Annotated in this window: 15 protein-coding genes; 8 read left to right on the forward strand and 7 right to left on the reverse strand. The window is 59.2% G+C overall.

Translation table 11 applies throughout. From position 1 onward, the window contains the following. Positions 1-2 precede the first annotated feature (2 nt). The 4 genes from J3B00_RS11650 to J3B00_RS11665 form a co-directional block, all read right to left on the reverse strand. Positions 3-1,514 (reverse strand): ParB family protein, encoded by a 1,512-nt coding sequence (locus J3B00_RS11650; protein WP_209867647.1) that lies wholly within the window; start codon positions 1,512-1,514, stop codon positions 3-5. A 14-nt stretch (positions 1,515-1,528) separates the two neighbouring features. Then, entirely contained in the window at positions 1,529-2,407 is an 879-nt protein-coding gene (locus J3B00_RS11655) for a ParA family protein (RefSeq protein WP_209867648.1), read from the reverse strand. 3 nt (positions 2,408-2,410) lie between these two features. Further along, a complete protein-coding gene (locus J3B00_RS11660) occupies positions 2,411-2,620 on the reverse strand; it encodes an AlpA family transcriptional regulator (RefSeq protein ID WP_209867649.1) in 210 nt (69 codons plus the stop codon). Between the two features lie 113 nt (positions 2,621-2,733). Beyond that, positions 2,734-3,471: a hypothetical protein gene (locus J3B00_RS11665; RefSeq protein WP_209867650.1), complete on the reverse strand. Its 738-nt coding sequence runs from the start codon at positions 3,469-3,471 to the stop codon at positions 2,734-2,736. Between the two features lie 455 nt (positions 3,472-3,926). On the opposite strand from J3B00_RS11665, the gene J3B00_RS26810 reads away from it, so the two are divergent. Both J3B00_RS26810 and J3B00_RS11675 read left to right on the forward strand, forming a co-directional pair. After that, positions 3,927-4,127 (forward strand): AMP-binding protein, encoded by a 201-nt coding sequence (locus J3B00_RS26810; protein WP_209867651.1) that lies wholly within the window; start codon positions 3,927-3,929, stop codon positions 4,125-4,127. A 69-nt stretch (positions 4,128-4,196) separates the two neighbouring features. Continuing rightward, complete coding sequence (locus J3B00_RS11675; protein ID WP_209867652.1) at positions 4,197-4,436, forward strand: hypothetical protein; 240 nt, start codon at positions 4,197-4,199, stop codon at positions 4,434-4,436. 203 nt (positions 4,437-4,639) lie between these two features. Here the strand turns inward: J3B00_RS11675 and J3B00_RS11680 are convergent, their stop codons facing one another. Genes J3B00_RS11680 through J3B00_RS11690 form a run of 3 tightly spaced genes read right to left on the reverse strand, consistent with a single transcriptional unit; the run spans position 4,640 to position 6,379 of the window. Then, positions 4,640-5,437: a hypothetical protein gene (locus tag J3B00_RS11680; protein ID WP_209867653.1), complete on the reverse strand. Its 798-nt coding sequence runs from the start codon at positions 5,435-5,437 to the stop codon at positions 4,640-4,642. Positions 5,438-5,452: 15 nt separating this feature from the next. Further along, the gene (locus J3B00_RS11685; RefSeq protein ID WP_245362530.1) at positions 5,453-5,779 is read right to left on the reverse strand and encodes a transporter substrate-binding domain-containing protein; all 327 of its coding nucleotides are present in this window, start codon (positions 5,777-5,779) and stop codon (positions 5,453-5,455) included. 51 nt (positions 5,780-5,830) lie between these two features. Then, a complete protein-coding gene (locus J3B00_RS11690) occupies positions 5,831-6,379 on the reverse strand; it encodes a hypothetical protein (RefSeq protein ID WP_209867654.1) in 549 nt (182 codons plus the stop codon). A 351-nt stretch (positions 6,380-6,730) separates the two neighbouring features. On the opposite strand from J3B00_RS11690, the gene J3B00_RS11695 reads away from it, so the two are divergent. Genes J3B00_RS11695 through J3B00_RS11720 form a run of 6 tightly spaced genes read left to right on the forward strand, consistent with a single transcriptional unit; the run spans position 6,731 to position 16,140 of the window. Next, complete coding sequence (locus tag J3B00_RS11695) at positions 6,731-8,686, forward strand: sulfatase-like hydrolase/transferase (protein ID WP_209867655.1); 1,956 nt, start codon at positions 6,731-6,733, stop codon at positions 8,684-8,686. 48 nt (positions 8,687-8,734) lie between these two features. Next, positions 8,735-11,122 (forward strand): arylsulfatase, encoded by a 2,388-nt coding sequence (locus tag J3B00_RS11700; protein ID WP_209867656.1) that lies wholly within the window; start codon positions 8,735-8,737, stop codon positions 11,120-11,122. A 31-nt stretch (positions 11,123-11,153) separates the two neighbouring features. After that, positions 11,154-12,149 carry a formylglycine-generating enzyme family protein gene (locus J3B00_RS11705; protein WP_245362531.1) on the forward strand — a complete coding sequence of 332 codons (996 nt, stop codon included), beginning with the start codon at positions 11,154-11,156 and terminating at the stop codon, positions 12,147-12,149. A gap of 50 nt (positions 12,150-12,199) precedes the next feature. Next, positions 12,200-13,552, forward strand: a complete 1,353-nt coding sequence (locus J3B00_RS11710; RefSeq protein WP_209867657.1) for a carbohydrate porin — start codon at positions 12,200-12,202, stop codon at positions 13,550-13,552. 29 nt (positions 13,553-13,581) lie between these two features. Beyond that, positions 13,582-14,580, forward strand: coding sequence for an MBL fold metallo-hydrolase (locus tag J3B00_RS11715; protein ID WP_209867658.1), 999 nt, complete (start codon positions 13,582-13,584; stop codon positions 14,578-14,580). A gap of 36 nt (positions 14,581-14,616) precedes the next feature. Continuing rightward, the gene (locus tag J3B00_RS11720; protein WP_209867659.1) at positions 14,617-16,140 is read left to right on the forward strand and encodes a sulfatase; all 1,524 of its coding nucleotides are present in this window, start codon (positions 14,617-14,619) and stop codon (positions 16,138-16,140) included. Positions 16,141-16,143: the final 3 nt, after the last annotated feature.

Genomic DNA, 16,143 nt, shown 5'->3' on the forward strand with positions numbered 1-16,143 from the left:
CGTTATCGAGTGGACGACAGCGTCAGTTCGATCAACTGCCGGGCGTGGCGGATCAGCGTGAACAGCTGCTCCAGCTGGGCATCAGGAAGCCGTTCAAGGCCCACCGTCAGGGCTGGGCGGTCGGTGAAGGGCAGGTCGTAGACGCCGATCAGCAGCTGACCAAACAGTGCTGCCGGCAACTGCTGACGTTCCTTCCAGGCCACGTCGTCCTGCAGGCGCAGCAGGGCCGAGAGCAGCAGCTGGATACCGGTGTGCCGCGGGCTGAGTCGCTCGCCATGGCCCGGTGAAAGGGTGAAACCCAGGTCGTCCACGAGCGGGTTGATCATGTCGCTGGCGTCTGCGTAAGCTGCAAGATCGGCAGCCAGGGCGGCGCAGCTCGCGCGCAAGTTGCTGATATCGTCCAGTGACCCGGAGCGTGAGGGGGCCGCCCCGACCGGTCTCGGAGCATCTTCGAGCTCTTCCAGAGACTTGTCTGGTAATGGTTCGTCACCCAGCGCTTGGCGTATCTCGGGTAAACGCGGTGCCTGCAGTGGCTGGAGGGCCTCAGCTGGCTCCGGATCTGGCTCTAGCTTGGGCGCCGTGGCCTGTCTTCCCGGCGCATGGACAGGTGTTGGCGAGGCCGCTGGGGACTGGCCAGGCAGGGCGGGTAGCGAGGGACGTTGTCCCTGGTGCAGCTCGAGTGCCAACAGACGAGGTGTCTGCTCCAGACTCTCTGCCATCCTGGCAATCAATTCGTCCTGCAGCTCACTCGAGTCCAGCTCGGGCTTTTCACCGTCGAACGCTGACAGAATTTCAAACCACAGCAGCGGGAACTGCTCGGGGCTGCCGAAGTACCGGTTCCAGATCGCCTCAGCCCGCCGTCGCAAGCTGATGAGGCGCCCGATGGCGTTTTTGCCCAGGCCCGCGTACAACACCTGCGGGATGACGGGTAGCAGGTGCTCGAGTGCGTCGAACATGCGGCTGATGTGTGACTGCGAGATGGGATAGCCACCCTCACTCAAGCGCGTCGCGAGTTCGCGCTGGGTGAGGTGGGCGTCGCTGGGCTCAAACATGTCCTGGAGCTTCGCCACGGCCAGCGCCCGCTCGATAAACGTCAACTGGCCGTGCAGGTCACTCTCGGCCAGATGCCCGAGCAAGGCATGAGCCTCCGACTGCCATGGGCGGAACAGGCAATGGATACGGAAAAACCGCTCTTCGCGCGTTTCCTGCCACAGCTCGCCAAGGATGCTTAAGCGCGTATTGCCACCGTTGCGGATGATGAAATGCGACTCATCGGGGCGGCGGGTGATTGCGGGCGGCTGATCCAGGCCGCGCTCGCGGATCGAGGCCTTGATGTCGTCATACAGCGGGTTGCGCACCACTCTCGGGTTGAGTTCATAGGGCCGCAGTTGCTCGAGGCTGATCACCATCGGCGTGTCGCCCACGGGGGCCGTCGCGAAGTCGCGTCCATGTATTTGCGGAAAGTGCGTCTGCTGCAGTTGGCGCGTGATGTCTTCGGAAGTTGGCGGCTTCATCACTCATCCTCCGATCAGCCGCGACGGATCAGCTGGCGCTCGGCAGTGATCGGGCGGCCAGGGGGAGGTGCGGCGAGAGCACCGAGCTTCTCTGCCCATTGCGGGAATAGCTCAATGGCTAGGCCGCGCATGACCTCTGCGGCGCAAGGACTGCGGCTGCCGGACGGTGGAGTGATTTCCACGCGGTGCACAGGCAGGCCGAGCGAGGCGGCATTCGGATATGCCACGCGGTCGGGAATCACCGTGCTACAGACGCTGACATGCGGGTCATCCTGAAAAGAGGCTTGTAGGCTCCGGATGATCAAGCGCGTATCGCGGCGATTGGAGTTGACCTGGTTGAGCAGCAGCTTTACCGATGGTAAGTCAACGCCCAGGTAGCGGTAGGGCTCCAGCTCTTCAAAAAGGCCCAGCGTACCCCGGCGCAGCTCACGCGCGGCGAGCATCTCCGGAGGGACTGGGCACAGCGCGCAAGCGGAGGCGAGGATGACCATCTCCACGACCACGCTGCGTGCGCCTTGAGTGTCGATGATCAGCACGTCGTAGTGATCCTCGAAGGCAGGCAGCAGGTTGCGCAAGCGCAGACGGCCATCGGCCGCGTGCAGCAGCAGGGTGCTGATGTGCCCGGCGCGGTCGTTGGAGACGATTAAGTCCAGGTGCTGGATGACAGTGGCAGAGATCACCTGATCAGGCGCCGTGAGCCGCTGCGCGATCAGTTCGTAGCTACCGGCCTCACGTGCCTCGCTCATGGTGTAGTAGCTAGACAGCGTCGGTTGGCTGTCCAGGTCCAGCAGCAGAACGCGAAGGCCGGCATCGGCGAGCACGCCGCCGAGGTTGGCGGCGACGGTAGTTTTGCCCGCGCCGCCCTTGGTCGAGATCAGCGAGAGGACATCCATGAGTCAGTCCCCAGTGGACAGTCGGTCCTGAACCCACTGTTCGATTTCCAGAGAATCCCAACCGACAGCGCGGGTGCCGATGCGCCGGCATTGCGGGAACTGGCCAGCCTTCATCAGGTTGTAGATGTGCGAGCGCTTGAAGCCGGTTTTCTGCTCCACTTCATCACGGCGCATGATGTGGCGGTCGGCTGGGGTAGAGTTGGTCGCTTGCATGATGTCATTCCTTAGCGCCGGTTGGCGCGTGGTGGGAAGTGACAGTCAGTGAAGGTCTGAAGAGGGTAAAAAACATTGTCAGGCAATGCCGGGCATTGCCTGACAATGTGGCGTCAGCCCCGTTTTACCTGGGCTATAAGACGGCGCGCGTCGGCAAATCGCCGATCAATGGTACTTTTGCTCAGGCCGTCCACTCCTGAAAAGCGCAGCAAAATGGCTTGGACCAACGCTGCCTGGCTGGAATAGATCGACTGCTGCTTGCCGTTTTGATTTTTCCCAAGCGTGGTCTCCAGCATTGCGCCAATCAGCCTATTTTGCATGGCTTCGGAGGTCTCGGACGGGATGCCAAGCGAGTCGAGTCGGTCTTTCAGCTTGTCGTTAAGCGTGGAGAGCGATGCCATCTCCTCAGCGGTGGCAGCATAGGTCTGCTGCAACTCCTCAAGCGTGCTCAAGGCGAAGTCGAGCTGGGCCTGCTTGGCCAAATGCGCATGCAGGCTGACGCATTCCGAGTGCTCAGCGTTTTGGGCGAAGAGAAAGGCAGGTCTTTGATCTGGCAGGCTACGTACGAACCACACTAGAAGATCAGTGCGCCGAATGGAGTAGTACACCCGCTGCACGTGACTGTCGGACGTAATCGGCTGCCCTAGGTATGTCGCCGGCAATTCGCCACTGAGAATGGCGTCATAGATGCACTCGACATGGTCGTGCAGATTAGGCCACTGCGGAAAATGCTTTCGCAGGCTGCCTGGTTGTGACAAGTCGACCTGAAGGATTTCGTGTTCGTGCTCTGAGAGGTCGCACCACAAGATCGCGGCGTCGATGGGATGGTAGGAGCTTCTGATTGTGTTCATGGCGCACAGCCTCCAGCTGCGTTCATCCTAGAATCGCTGGCGGGGGCTGATCCGGCACTCCGTCGAGCGAGCCGGAATCCGAAAGATCATTTTCGGATCCAACGTTGTTGACAGTTCAGCTCTTGTAAGGTTCTGCGGTGGACAATTAATCACGACAGGTTTTGGCGCGACTGATTACTGGGATAAATTTCATAGAATATTGCGCTTTGAAGCGGTAGGGAGGTGGCCGTGCCAGCGCCGGTTACCCAATTAGCAGGTAGCGCGTCGGTCCAGTAGCACCCGACGCGTGGGCTTGGCTCGATTTTGTTCGGCTGGTGGGGCGCTTTCGCGGCAACGGACGATGGCGACTGCTGGACTATCATCTACAGGGTACTCGGCACCTGTTCGCTCATGCACCTAGTGCCGTTCGGCAAGCGGGCGTCGGCGGACGCACAGTCTGGGGCGATTTCTATCGGGTGCCCATCTTCAACACCGTTGTCCAATTGCTGGATGGTGATCGGATTGTGCCAGTGGGGGAGGTGGGGGAATTCGTGGACTGCGGGCCGCTGGTGATGAAAGGTTACTGGGACCAGCCGCAGGCCACCGAAGTGGCCATCCGCGATGGTTGGTTACGTACAGGGGAGGTTGGCTTCATGGACGAGAACGGCTGGTTCTAGCTGGAAGACCGCAAGAAGGACATAGTCAACGTCAGCAGATTTAAGATCTGGCCCGGGGAAGTGGAGGACGTGCTCTATGAGCAGCCTGCCGTGAACGAGGCTATCGTCGTGGGTATCAGTGACAGCTATCGGGACGAAACCGTAAAAGCCGTGGTCTCGCTTCGCCTAGGGATGCAGGTGACGGAGCAGGCATTGATCGAGCACCGTAAAGCGCGTCTGGCCGCCTACAAGTATCCACGTTTGGTGGAACTCGTTCAGTCTCTTCCAAAGTCGGCAACGGGCAAGCTGCTCAGGCGTGAGTTTCGTTAAGCCAGCTTTGCGGCCATCGAACACACATCCATTTTCGAACCTATATGGAGAAATTGGTTGAGACCGCAGGCCTCGCCGAGTGAAACAGATAAAAAACTCATCGAGCGAGGCACCGTATTATAACACTATTGAAACCTAGCAGCTCATGGGTCTGCGCGACACCCTACGCGTCGCCAAGGGCACGCGCAGGGTGAGGTGCACTGTCAGTCTAACGTCATCAAACTGGCGTTACCGCCGGCCGCTGCGGTGTTAACGCTTAGCGCGTGCTCGGTAAGCAAGCGCTCCAGCGGAATGTCCGTTTCGCCTCGGTTCAAGCCGCTGACACCGACGATTGTGCCTTTGCGTTGCGCTGCCAGCTGGCACACGTGCCGTAATTGGTCGCAGTCGCCGTGATGGAGGATCGCGTCGTACTCGGTATTGCCGCAGGCCCAATCAGCCTCAAAGACGAAACAGGCTTGAACGGCATTGGGCAAGGCACTAACCAGTGGTCGTTGGCTTTCGCTCATCAGGGCCTGGGTACCGACTGCCAGAGTGGCGGCGATTTGCGTGAGCAAATCGGTACGGTCTTCAGCCAGGCACAGCACCCGTTGCCGGGGTAACAAGCTGTAGCTATTGCGCTCGCCGGTAGGCCCTGGCAGCACTTGACGGGTATAGCTGTGGCCGATCTTGCAATAACGCCTGAACAGCTTGGCAATAGCCGGCGCCTCCTGTGCAGCCCACGTTGAAAATGCCTCCCGGGCCTGAATCTCATTATCGGGAGCGGCCAGTTGCTCAACGTTGGCCACAGACAAGCTCTGTGCCAGGTCATCTTGCGGGCGAGTCGCGAGCAAGCGCTGCAGGTAGAGCGGCCCGCCGGCTTTGAGGCCGGTTCCAGACAAGCCTTCACTACCGAAGGGCTGCACACCCACCACGGCGCCGACGATATTGCGGTTGATGTACAGGTTGCTAACCTTGGCGGTTGCCACCACCTGCGCGATGGTTTCGTCGATGCGAGTGTGCACGCCCAGCGTCAAGCCCTAGCCACTGGCGTTGATTTGCGTCAGCAGCGCGCCGAAGTCGGCGCGGGCAACCACCGAGACATACTCGGTCTTGAGGTCGGGTTCGCCGAGCTTGACTTTAATCTGGTCCACGATCTTCTGGCACAACTCGATGCTATAGCCGATGGGTTGCTGGGCATCGTTGAGGTAGGAGAAGGGTAGCGATGCGTCACGATAGCCGAGGGTGATGGTGCCAGACTCCTTAATCTTCTTCAGGGTGCCGGTGAGCTCTTCGGCCTGGACGGCAGAGGCTGCCAGGCAGGAGGCGACAACGAGGGCAAGCAGCTTTTTGTGGTGATCGAGCATGGAGATCTCCGATGTTGTTATGGCAGCTTAGGGACGGGACGAAAAAATTGGTCAACGCAGGACTTTAAGCGCCTCTCGAATGCAAGCCAGGGCGAAGCCTCTTGGAAATACTGTTGGAGCCGGAAGTGCTTTGCGACTGGATCTTGCTGGCACCATGTAGATGGCTCCACGGGTGAGGATCAACCGACGGGTTTTGTCGGGCAGCAGCTTGGGCGTTAGCTTGTAGTCGGCATCGAGGCCACAAGCAATGACCTGATGGTGACCGCCGTTGAGGCTGACGAGTTCGGAGTAGGAGACCCGGTAGGGCGCAGAAATGATGACCTCATCATCGTTGTAGGTCAGGCCGTTCTCGCGCTTGAATTTGGCGACGCTGGCCTTACACAAGGCCAGCGTATCTTGAGGCGCGATATAGCGGGTGCGGCCCTCGAGCATGGGCTGATGCGCCGCAGCGATGATGTGGGCGGGTGTGTCGAAGTCAGGTTGACCGAGACTCATGTCAACGATATCGCGTCCCTGCGCGGCCAATTCTCTGTTCCGCATGTTGATGGCCGTGCTCGGGCAAGGTGAGATTTGCTGAACGCGTTGGCTTTCAAACCACATAACGTTACAGCCTCCCTGGTCACCATCGTTTCCGCTTGTTGTAAGACATGCTATGACATACGTCATCGTGGCGCAAGCACCTGACCAACCCGATGATTGCCTGAGGCCGCCCGCCTATAAAAAATGGCGAGGTGCTTTGACTTACGCGCTCAAGATTGATAGCTTCTAGAATTAGAATTACAATTCATTTTCCTCGAGGCTCAGGAGCCTGAGGCGAATGTAAGAACAAGAAAACCTCCAGAAAGGAGGCCAGCGGAGTGAGTGGAATGCTTATCAGTCCTTGTCTTGCAATGTACCTGTCTTCACACCATCCACGTTTGACGGTGGCATTCTCCCAGGGGGAATGTCCCGATGCCTGATTTGTCTCGTCGTAGGTTCCTGCTGGCAGGGGCTAGCTCGGTGGCTCTGGGCGTTCTTGCATCCCGCGCGGTCGGTGCTGGGTTTGTCAATGCGGGCGGGCAGAACATGCCGAATATTCTGTGCTTCGTCAGCGAAGACAATTATCCGCTGATCGGTGCTTATGGTGATGAACTTGCTCATACGCCAACGCTCGATGCGATGGCGAGGGACGGCATATTGTTTGAACATGCTTACTGTACCTCGCCAGTCTGCGGCCCATCGCGATTCGCGCTGATTACTGGCATGTATCAGGAAAGCGCAGGCGTTGCGGAGGACTTCGGTTCCACTGACGAAAGCCTTACGCGGCAGATACGGGGTTTGCCTGCACACCTGCGCGATGCAGGTTACTACTGCATTAACCATGAGAAGAAGAACTACAATAGCCAGTTTGACTTTATCAAGCTGTGGGACGAGTCCGGCCGTGATGCACACTGGCGCAATCGCCCCAACCAAGCGCCGTTCTTCGCCATATTCAACACCTTCACTACCCACGAAAGTGCCCTTTTTCAAAGACAGCCCCAAGTGGACAGGGTCAAGCCTGAGCAGATAGAGGTACCGCCTTATCTGCCAGACACCCCGGGTGTGCGCAGGGACTTCGCGCGCTTTTATAATGCCATGGAGCAGATGGACGGCGAATTTGCACGATGCCTCAAAGAGGTAGAAGACGCCGGTTTGATGGACGACACTATCGTCATCTATTACTCCGATAATGGCGGGATCACCCCGCGGAGCAAAAGGTTCTGCTACGACATGGGCTCGCGATGTGCCCTGATGGTGCGTTTCCCCAAGCGTTGGCAGCACCTTTCAGCGCATGCGCCCGGTAGCAAGGTGAGCGATGCGGTGAGCTTTGTCGATATACCTGCCACGATCCTGTCCCTGGCTGCGCAGCCGGTACCTGAGTACATGCACGGCAAGCCGTTGCTTGGCCGCCATGCGACCGAGCCTGCCCCCTATGCCTTCACCAGCCGCGACCGCATGGATGAGCGCTATGATCTCACCCGTAGCGTCACCGATGGGCGTTACCGCTACATCCGTAACTATGCACCGCATCGTCCGTGGGGCCAGCATGTGGCGTTCATGTTTCAGGCCGAAGGCTATCGAGACTGGGAGGTTGCACACCGCGGCGGCAAACTGAACGAGGTTCAGGACCGTTTCTGGGGCAAGAAACCTTTCGAGGAATTGTACGACACCGACGCCGACCCCCATCAGGTCGCGAATCTGGCCGGGCAGGCTGACCATCACGATACGTTGCAGCGCCTGAGCAAGGCCCTCGATGCGCACATGAAGGCGGTCAACGACACCGGCTTCATTCCCGAAGGGTTGCCGTTGAAAGATTATAAAATGAGCCGCTTGCCGGGCGCGTACCCGCTGGAACAGATCACTGCGTTGGCCAACCTTGCCGCCAGTAACCCAGGCGACCACTTCGAGCGATTGTTGGCTGCGCTCGACCACGACCATGACGTGATGCGCTACTGGGCTGCGGTAGGCTTCCTGATCGCCGGGGCGGGGGCCAAGCCATACGCCGATAAACTGCGCAGTGCTTTCGAACAGGAAAAGACGGTCCCTGTGCGCATCCCGTTGGCGGAGTGCCTGGCGGTGCTCAACGACGACAAGGACGCGGTATACAGCCTTGGCGAGTTGCTCGACCAGGAGGATGATGGCCCGTACCGTCTGCAAGCCATCAATGCGCTCACCTACATCGGCCGGCGGGCCGAGCATGTCCTGCCAGCGTTGCGCCGTTCCTGCCAGGAGGACCACCGGCATGTACGCAGTGCCGCGCTTTATCTGGTGGCATCGCTGGAAGGCAAATACGAACCCAGCGTACCCAACCAGAAAAAGCCCGGCGGGTATGTGCCCATCACGCCCACGGTTGAGGGCTCGTTCCCTGCGGGCAGACCCTATGACTGAAGTGTCATAGAGAGTTTGACCCGTTTACGGCTTGCACGAGAACAATATATGCACAACAAGAACAAGATGCTTCAGCCTGCGTCGTCTCGGACGAGGGCGCTGAAACGGTCCCGGCTGTGGTGCGCCTTGTGGGCGGCTGGCCTGGCGTTCGCCACACCGCACATATTGGCGCAGGATCTTCCTGCGCCTGATGCACCCTTCGCTGGAAAGTTGGGCCTGACCCCGCAGACCTCCAGCGCGCCGCACTATGCTCCTCGAGTCCAGGCGCCGGCGGGGTCACCGAACGTGGTTCTGGTGATGCTCGACGACGTAGGCTTTGGTGCAGTCAGTGCCTTCGGCGGCCCTGTGCAGACCCCGACGATCGACACCTTGGCGCAGCAAGGGCTGCGCTATAACAACTTCCACACGACGGCTATGTGTTCGCCCACCCGCGCGGCGCTGTTGACGGGGAGAAACCAGCACTCGGTCGGTGCAGGAGTGATCGGTGAGGTCGCCACGGGTTATCCCGGCTATAACGGCATCTTGCCGAACGATGCCGCCACCCTTGGGCGCGTATTCCGTGGCAATGGTTATTCCACGGCCTGGTTTGGCAAGAACCACAACACGCCAACGTTCGAAATCACGCCTATCGGGCCTTTCGACCACTGGCCCAACGGCCTTGGATTTGAGTACTTCTACGGTTTCATGGGCGCCGAGACCAACCCATGGGCACCGACGTTGTATGAGAACACGCGGCCGGTGCAAGTTCCGAATGAACCGGGCTACCACATGGAGAAAGACTTTGCCCAGCGAGCCGCGAACTGGATTCGTACGCAGCACAGCCTCGCTCCGAACAAGCCTTTCATGATGTATTACGCGCCGGGTACCGCGCACTCTCCTTTAGCTGCCCCCAAGGAGTGGATCGCCCGCTATGAAGGCAAGTTCGACCAAGGTTGGGACAAGCTGCGCGAAGAGACCTTCGCGAGGCAAAAAAAGCTTGGGATCATTCCCCAGGATGCCGTGCTGACGCCTCGCCCTGAACAGATTCCGGCTTGGGACAGCTTGAGCGCCGAGCAGAAGCGCGTGTCGGCACGAGGTATGGAGGTGTATGCCGCCGCCATCAGCTATTGCGATGCGCAACTGAAAACGCTGTTCAGTACCCTGGACGAGTTGGGGGAGCGTGACAACACCTTGGTGGTGTTTCTGGTCGGTGACAATGGCTCGAGTGCCGAAGGCGGGTTTTACGGCACCACCAACGACTTCTATCACCTCAATGGCCGCCCGGACGACTTCGAGGAATTGCTCGCGTCGGTCGATGCATTGGGTAGCCCGCAAACCGCCAGCCAGTTTCCGGTAGGTTTCGGTTGGGCGATGAATGCACCTTTCCCGTGGTTCAAGCAGGTAGCGGGGCACTTGGGGGGAACCCGCAACGGCCTGATCATGTCGTGGCCTGGGCATACCCGCCAGGAGCATCAGGTACGCAGCCAGTTCGCCAGCGTGATCGACATCGCTCCGACGCTTTATCAGGCCGCCGGTATCACTGCGCCAAAGCGGGTTGACGGTGTTGAACAGCGACCGCTGGAGGGCGTGAGTCTGCTCGATAGCCTGACCAACCCGAAAGCGCCGTCGCTGCACCATACCCAATACTTCGAGGTGTTTGCCAACCGTGGCATCTACCACGACGGCTGGCTTGCCTCCACCACGCCGGCGAAGTTGCCCTGGGATCCTCCGACTCCAATCAGCCCTCAGGATTACCAATGGGAGTTGTACGACCTCAATAAGGACTTCTCCCAGAGTCACGACCTGGCTGCCCGGGAGCCTGAAAAGCTCAGACAGATGCAGGCATTGTTCGTAGAGCAGGCCAAGCGCTACAACGTACTGCCGCTGGATAATCGCACCGGGCCACGGGCGGCGCCTCAGAACCGGCCGAATTTGCTCAACGGGCGCAGCGAATTCACTTTCTGGCGCAGCGATGAGCGTTACGGCGCCACAGCGTGGCCAAGCGTGATGAACCGTTCCTGGTCGCTGGATGTGCAGGTCGAACCTGACAAGGACAGCCCCGATGGCATGATCGTGGGCGATGGCGGCCTCACAGGCGGCTGGGGGCTGATGGTACTCGGCGGCAAACCGGTCCTGGTTTACCGCAACGGCGCCACGGCATCACAAGAGTACCGTGTGGAGGGCCCGGCGCTCGGGAAAGGCAGTCATCGTTTGCAAGTTGCATTCAACTACGACGGTGGTGGTCGAGGTAAGGGGGGCACGTTCGTGCTGACAGTCGATGGCAAGCGGGCTGGTGAAATGAAGATACCTGCGTCGTTGGCTTTCCTGTTTGCTGAAGAGGGCGCCACTATTGGCCGCGATGTTGGGACGCCGTTGTTGGCTGACTATCGCCTGCCTTTCGTATTTACCGGGGAGATAGGGCCTGTGAACATCCGTCTGCAGCCACTCTCACCTTGAGCGTCGGACCGAGAGCTTTTAGAGGTGACCAATGATGAAAGTGATTGAAGGACCGGCCGCGCAGGGTATTTCGCCGGTATCGAAGCAAGCTGCCGGCGCAGACGACATGGTGTTGATCCCGGGTGGCACTGTGATCATGGGCTCGACTCGGTTTTATCCGGAAGAGGCACCCTTGCGCCAGACCATGGTCGAAGCGTTTCGCATCGACCGCTACCCTGTGACCAATCGGCAATTCGCACGCTTCGTGGAAGCGACGGGTTACGTGACGCTGGCGCAAATCGCGCCCAAGGCGGAGGATTTCCCAGGTGCACCGCCCGAGATGCTGCAGCCTGGCTCGTTGGTATTTCACAAGGCGCAGCGCCCGGTGAACCCCAACGATCCTTCAGGCTGGTGGCGCTTTGTGTTCGGGGCCTACTGGTCCCGGCCGTTGGGCCCCCATAGTGACTTGCAAGGCCTGGAAGAGCACCCGGTCATTCATATCGCCTACCAGGATGCCCAGGCTTACGCTCAGTGGGCGGGGAAGGCCCTGCCTAGCGAGGCACAGTGGGAACATGCCGCCCGAGGTGGATTGGTCGATCGCGAGTACGCCTGGGGAGATGAGCTGGCGCCGGGCGGTTTCATGATGGCCAACTATTGGCAAGGCACCTTTCCATACGACAACTCGATGCTTGATGGCTACGAGCGTACCTCGCCGGTTGGCAGTTTCCCGCCTAATGGCTACGGCCTGTTCGACATGATAGGCAATACCTGGGAGTGGACGTGTGACTGGTACCTCGACGCCGCACGCCAGGTGACAGGGGCATCAGCCAAAACGTGTTGCGCTGCACCCAAGGTCATGCGCCGGGTGAACGAGGACGAAAGCTTCGACCCAGCGATGCCGCTCATTCGAATTCCCCGCCGGGTGATAAAGGGCGGATCTCACCTGTGCGCGGAAAACTACTGCCAGCGATATCGGCCCGCGGCCCGCCACCCGCAGATGATTGACAGTGCGACCTCGCACTTGGGATTTCGTTGTGTAAGTAAATAACAAAAAAGGGCATCTATAGCCCGCTCTAACAACAATAAAAAGGTAATTTCATGCGCACTTCCTTGCGGACAGTGGTGGCCATGTGCTGCCTGTCGAATGTAGGCCTTGGCTATGCTCAAGATGTCGAAGATCTCAAGATCGAAGGCGCTGAGCAATTGATCAATCCGACCGCTAGCGAACCCCAGGGTTGCAAGCGCTACATGCGCTACTCCCCCCGGACTGACTCGGTAGCACGTGATGCCGATCCGTGCCAGACGCTCTTCCCGAGCTTGGGTGGCCTTCGCGACGTGCTTGCCGATCATGGCATGGGGTTCGTCGGCAATATAAACCCAAGTTATGCCTACGATGTGCTGGGGCACAATGCCAAAGAGCAGCTGTATAACGGGCAGAATCCGACCTATCGTTTGGGTTTCAATTTCAAGCTCACGTATGACTTGACCCGTGTCGGCTTTGGCGGTGATGCACAGTTCATTGCCGGCTTCACTTACAGCGGCGGCAGTTACCGTTCGGGCACCCCCAGTTTCGATACCACCATGCAGACCTTCGCCATCAACCAGCGGTTCTTTGACAAACGCCTGACGTTGCAATACGGCTACTACACGCTGATCCGCGAGTATTACGGCATGGTACTAGGCGGCAACGCCAACTCTGCTGCCCGCGGGCCCAACAGTGTCATTCCAGCCACGCTGGGGCTGACCCTGTTCTCTCCCAGCCCGGCATTTACCGTCAACATCAAAGACAAGAGCCTGCGTTGGTACAACCAGACCAGTATTGCACGCAGCGGCAGCCCCAACCGTTTCCAGTACGATCTGGACGAGAATCCGACGGGCTTCGACATCAAGGTCAAAGGCTCCAACCCGCTGATAGTGGACGAGTTCGGTTACAAGCGCGCAGCCGGGGACAATGGCCAGCGGGCACTGTGGGTGCGAGGTGGCGTGATCTACAACACCTCGCATTATCAGGACTTCAAAAATGGCGGGTATTCCGATGACAACTACGGCGGCTACCTGGCTTATACCCAGCAGCTGTCCCAGCCCGAGGGATCCGGGCGGCGCGGGTTGTACGTGGATGCCAAGCTCAACTACGCACCGCCCGATCGCAACCAGTACACCGGCGATGTGCAAATGACCGCGTTCTATATCGGACCGTTCGATTCCCGTCCGCGGGATATGGCGGCCGTGGGCCTGTCGCGCAGTTTCTACAGCCGCTATGCACGCGAGCAACGTCAGGCACGCGGTCAGGAAACCGAGCACATGGCCACCGGCGTATCGTTGTCCTATGCAGCGCGCCTGGCACGCGGCATCTATTGGGTCAACGCGTTGACCTACCAGCAGGGGCCGACGTTCGCCCCGATCAGCGATGACGCATTGATCTACCAAAGCAGCTTCAACTTCTCGTTCTGAGTCCCTGGAAAAACTGACGGAATCCGCATATGAACAAAGCAACTGCCTTCAAGACCGCACTGTGTGGTGCACTGCTCGCGCCGCTACTGGCCATGGCTGCCGAAACAGATAAACCAACCCAGCCGTACTGGACCACCTTGGGCGTCGCTGGTGGGCCGATCATCCAGGGCAATGCCGCACAGTCGATCCATGCACTGGTGGCAGGGGATGCGGTGTATGTATTCGACATGGGATATGGCGGCGTTCGCCAGCTTGCCAAGGCAGGCTTGGGGCTGAACAAGGTCAAGGCCTTGTTTTTGACGCATCACCACCCCGACCACAATGCTGACCTTGGTTTCTTCCTCGTTTCCAAATGGCTGTTTGGCGGACCGCAGCCTGTGCAAATCTATGGCCCGCCTGGCACCAAGGTGCTGGTCGATGGCCTGATCAAAGCCAATGCACCGACACTGCAGGCGTCTTTCCCGGTGTCAGGCAAAGGCAACGGGGACTTGGCCGCGTTGGTGAACGTCACCGAACTCGATGACCGTATCGATTCACCGCAGGCCATTTACAAGGACGCTACGGTGAGCATTTCTGCCATCAGTGTTGATCATTATCAGGTTGCGCCAAGTATCGCCATTGAAGGCCATCCGGACGCAGTTGCCTACCGGGCAGATGTGCAACATGGGCGCAGCTTCGTCTACACCGGCGACAGCGGCAAGACCGAGAACCTGCTCAAGTTGAGCAAGGGGGCCGATGTGCTGGTCAGCGAGGTCATCGACATGCCGTCGATCGATAAGAAACTGCGCACCCATATGAAAGATGCGCCGGCGGGGATGCTCGACAAAATCGTCGACAACCTCGAGCACAACCATCTTGCGCCGGATTTCATTGGCCAACTGGCCAACCAGGCCCAGATCAAGGAAGTGGTCCTGACGCATTTCGTACCGCCGCTGGAGGAGGGGGCCGATACCAGCCGATACAGCAAGGGTATCTCCCGCCACTTCGATGGGCCGGTGAAAATCGGCCAGGAACTGGGACGTTACTGACGTGCCGTGCGTTCAATCAGCCTGGAGAATTGCGCAATGTTGAAGTCTAACCTGGGAGACGGGCGCCGTTTCCAGAAATTGGCGCTCGCTGTCGCCACGGCTATCGGTTTGTCGCTGGGCGGGCAAGCACATGCGGCTGCGCCCAATGTGCTGTTCGTGGTGGTCGACGATCTGGCTGCGCATATGCCGGGGGTGAAAACGCCTAACCTTGATGCATTGCGTGCGCAAGGCGTGTCGTTCGAGCGTACTTACACCCAATACCCGGTGTGTGGCCAGTCTCGCGCCTCGTTCCTGACGGGGATGCGCCCTAACAGCATAGGTCATCAGCAGAACTTCGAGCGTTTCCGCTGCACCTTGCCGGACGTGGTGACCTTGCCGCAGCACTTCAAGAATCAAGGCTACGACAGTGTGCGCATCGGCAAGCTCTACCACCAGAATGTGCCGACCGGTATGGGCAAGCCGGGGCCGGACGACGCCGCTTCCTGGAGCCGCACCTTCAACCCCCTAGGGAAGGATCATGCGCTGGCCGGCCAGATCGTGAACCACACCCCTGGTGAAGGATTAGGCATGGCGATGGCCTATCTCAAGGCCGATGTTCGGGATGATGAACTGACCGATGGGGTATCGGTCAACGATGCGTTGTCTGTATTGGCTGAAAATCAAAACAAGGACGATCCGCTGTTCCTCGCGGTAGGGTTCTATCGCCCCCATGTGCCGGAGGTGGTGCCAGCCAGGTATTTCGATTTGTACAGCGACAAGGTGCTCGAGCGCATCGAGAAGCAGTTACGAACCGGCCAGCCATTCGACGATCTGCTGTTCGCTGCAAAAAACTCGGTGGTCGCCGACATGGGTACACTGCCTGAACACCGTCGCGAGTTCCTCAGAGCTTACTACGCTGCCGTCAGTTATATGGATGCGCAGCTTGGCCGCCTGGTGGAGGGGCTGAAAAAGACGGGCGCCTACGACAACACAATGATCGTTTTCACCGCAGACCACGGCTTCATGCTCGGCCAGCATGGGCTCTGGGAGAAAACCACCTTGTTCGAAGGCGCAGTCAACGTGCCCTTGGTGATCTCCGCGCCGCAGTTCCGTTTGCAGGCCAAAGTGGTGGACAAACCTGTAGAACTGCTCGATGTCTATCCCACCGTGCTCGAATTGGCAGGTATGGCGCAAAACAGCGCCAACCAAGGCACAAGCTTGGTGCCATTGATGCAGGACCCGCACGCTGCAAGCTGGCAAAAACCTGCGTTCAGCCAAATTTTCGGTGGCCGTAGCGTGCGTACAGAGCGCTATCGCTATACCGAGTGGGGCAATGCCTTCGGCCTGGGCTTGCTGGGGGTCGAACTGTATGACTACAGCCTGCCAGACCCTGAGAGCAAGAACCTGGTGCGTGACCCCGCCTACCGTGACGTAGTGGCCTCGCTGCATCGGCAGATCGAACAAGTGACACCGTTACAGAATGGTGAGGTGCGCGAGACGCCGTTCATCCAGCGCCCGCAGGGCCCTGCTATTCCACGAGGGCCTCGACCGGCTGTGAAAGCGGACCCGTGCCAAGGCTGACCA

The organism is Pseudomonas sp. BP8 (assembly GCF_017875955.1).
Taxonomy (GTDB): Bacteria; Pseudomonadota; Gammaproteobacteria; order Pseudomonadales; family Pseudomonadaceae; genus Aquipseudomonas.

Bases quoted from the DNA above. Each gene is read 5' to 3' on its own strand.
- J3B00_RS11650 (WP_209867647.1), bottom strand. From the start codon at position 1,514: ATGAAGCCGCCAACTTCCGAAGACATCACGCGCCAACTGCAGCAGACG.
- J3B00_RS11655 (WP_209867648.1), bottom strand. From the start codon at position 2,407: ATGGATGTCCTCTCGCTGATCTCGACCAAGGGCGGCGCGGGCAAAACT.
- J3B00_RS11660 (WP_209867649.1), bottom strand. From the start codon at position 2,620: ATGCAAGCGACCAACTCTACCCCAGCCGACCGCCACATCATGCGCCGT.
- J3B00_RS11665 (WP_209867650.1), bottom strand. From the start codon at position 3,471: ATGAACACAATCAGAAGCTCCTACCATCCCATCGACGCCGCGATCTTG.
- J3B00_RS11685 (WP_245362530.1), bottom strand. From the start codon at position 5,779: ATGCTCGATCACCACAAAAAGCTGCTTGCCCTCGTTGTCGCCTCCTGC.
- J3B00_RS11690 (WP_209867654.1), bottom strand. From the start codon at position 6,379: ATGTGGTTTGAAAGCCAACGCGTTCAGCAAATCTCACCTTGCCCGAGC.
- J3B00_RS11695 (WP_209867655.1), top strand. From the start codon at position 6,731: ATGCCTGATTTGTCTCGTCGTAGGTTCCTGCTGGCAGGGGCTAGCTCG.
- J3B00_RS11700 (WP_209867656.1), top strand. From the start codon at position 8,735: ATGCACAACAAGAACAAGATGCTTCAGCCTGCGTCGTCTCGGACGAGG.
- J3B00_RS11705 (WP_245362531.1), top strand. From the start codon at position 11,154: ATGATGAAAGTGATTGAAGGACCGGCCGCGCAGGGTATTTCGCCGGTA.
- J3B00_RS11710 (WP_209867657.1), top strand. From the start codon at position 12,200: ATGCGCACTTCCTTGCGGACAGTGGTGGCCATGTGCTGCCTGTCGAAT.
- J3B00_RS11715 (WP_209867658.1), top strand. From the start codon at position 13,582: ATGAACAAAGCAACTGCCTTCAAGACCGCACTGTGTGGTGCACTGCTC.
- J3B00_RS11720 (WP_209867659.1), top strand. From the start codon at position 14,617: ATGTTGAAGTCTAACCTGGGAGACGGGCGCCGTTTCCAGAAATTGGCG.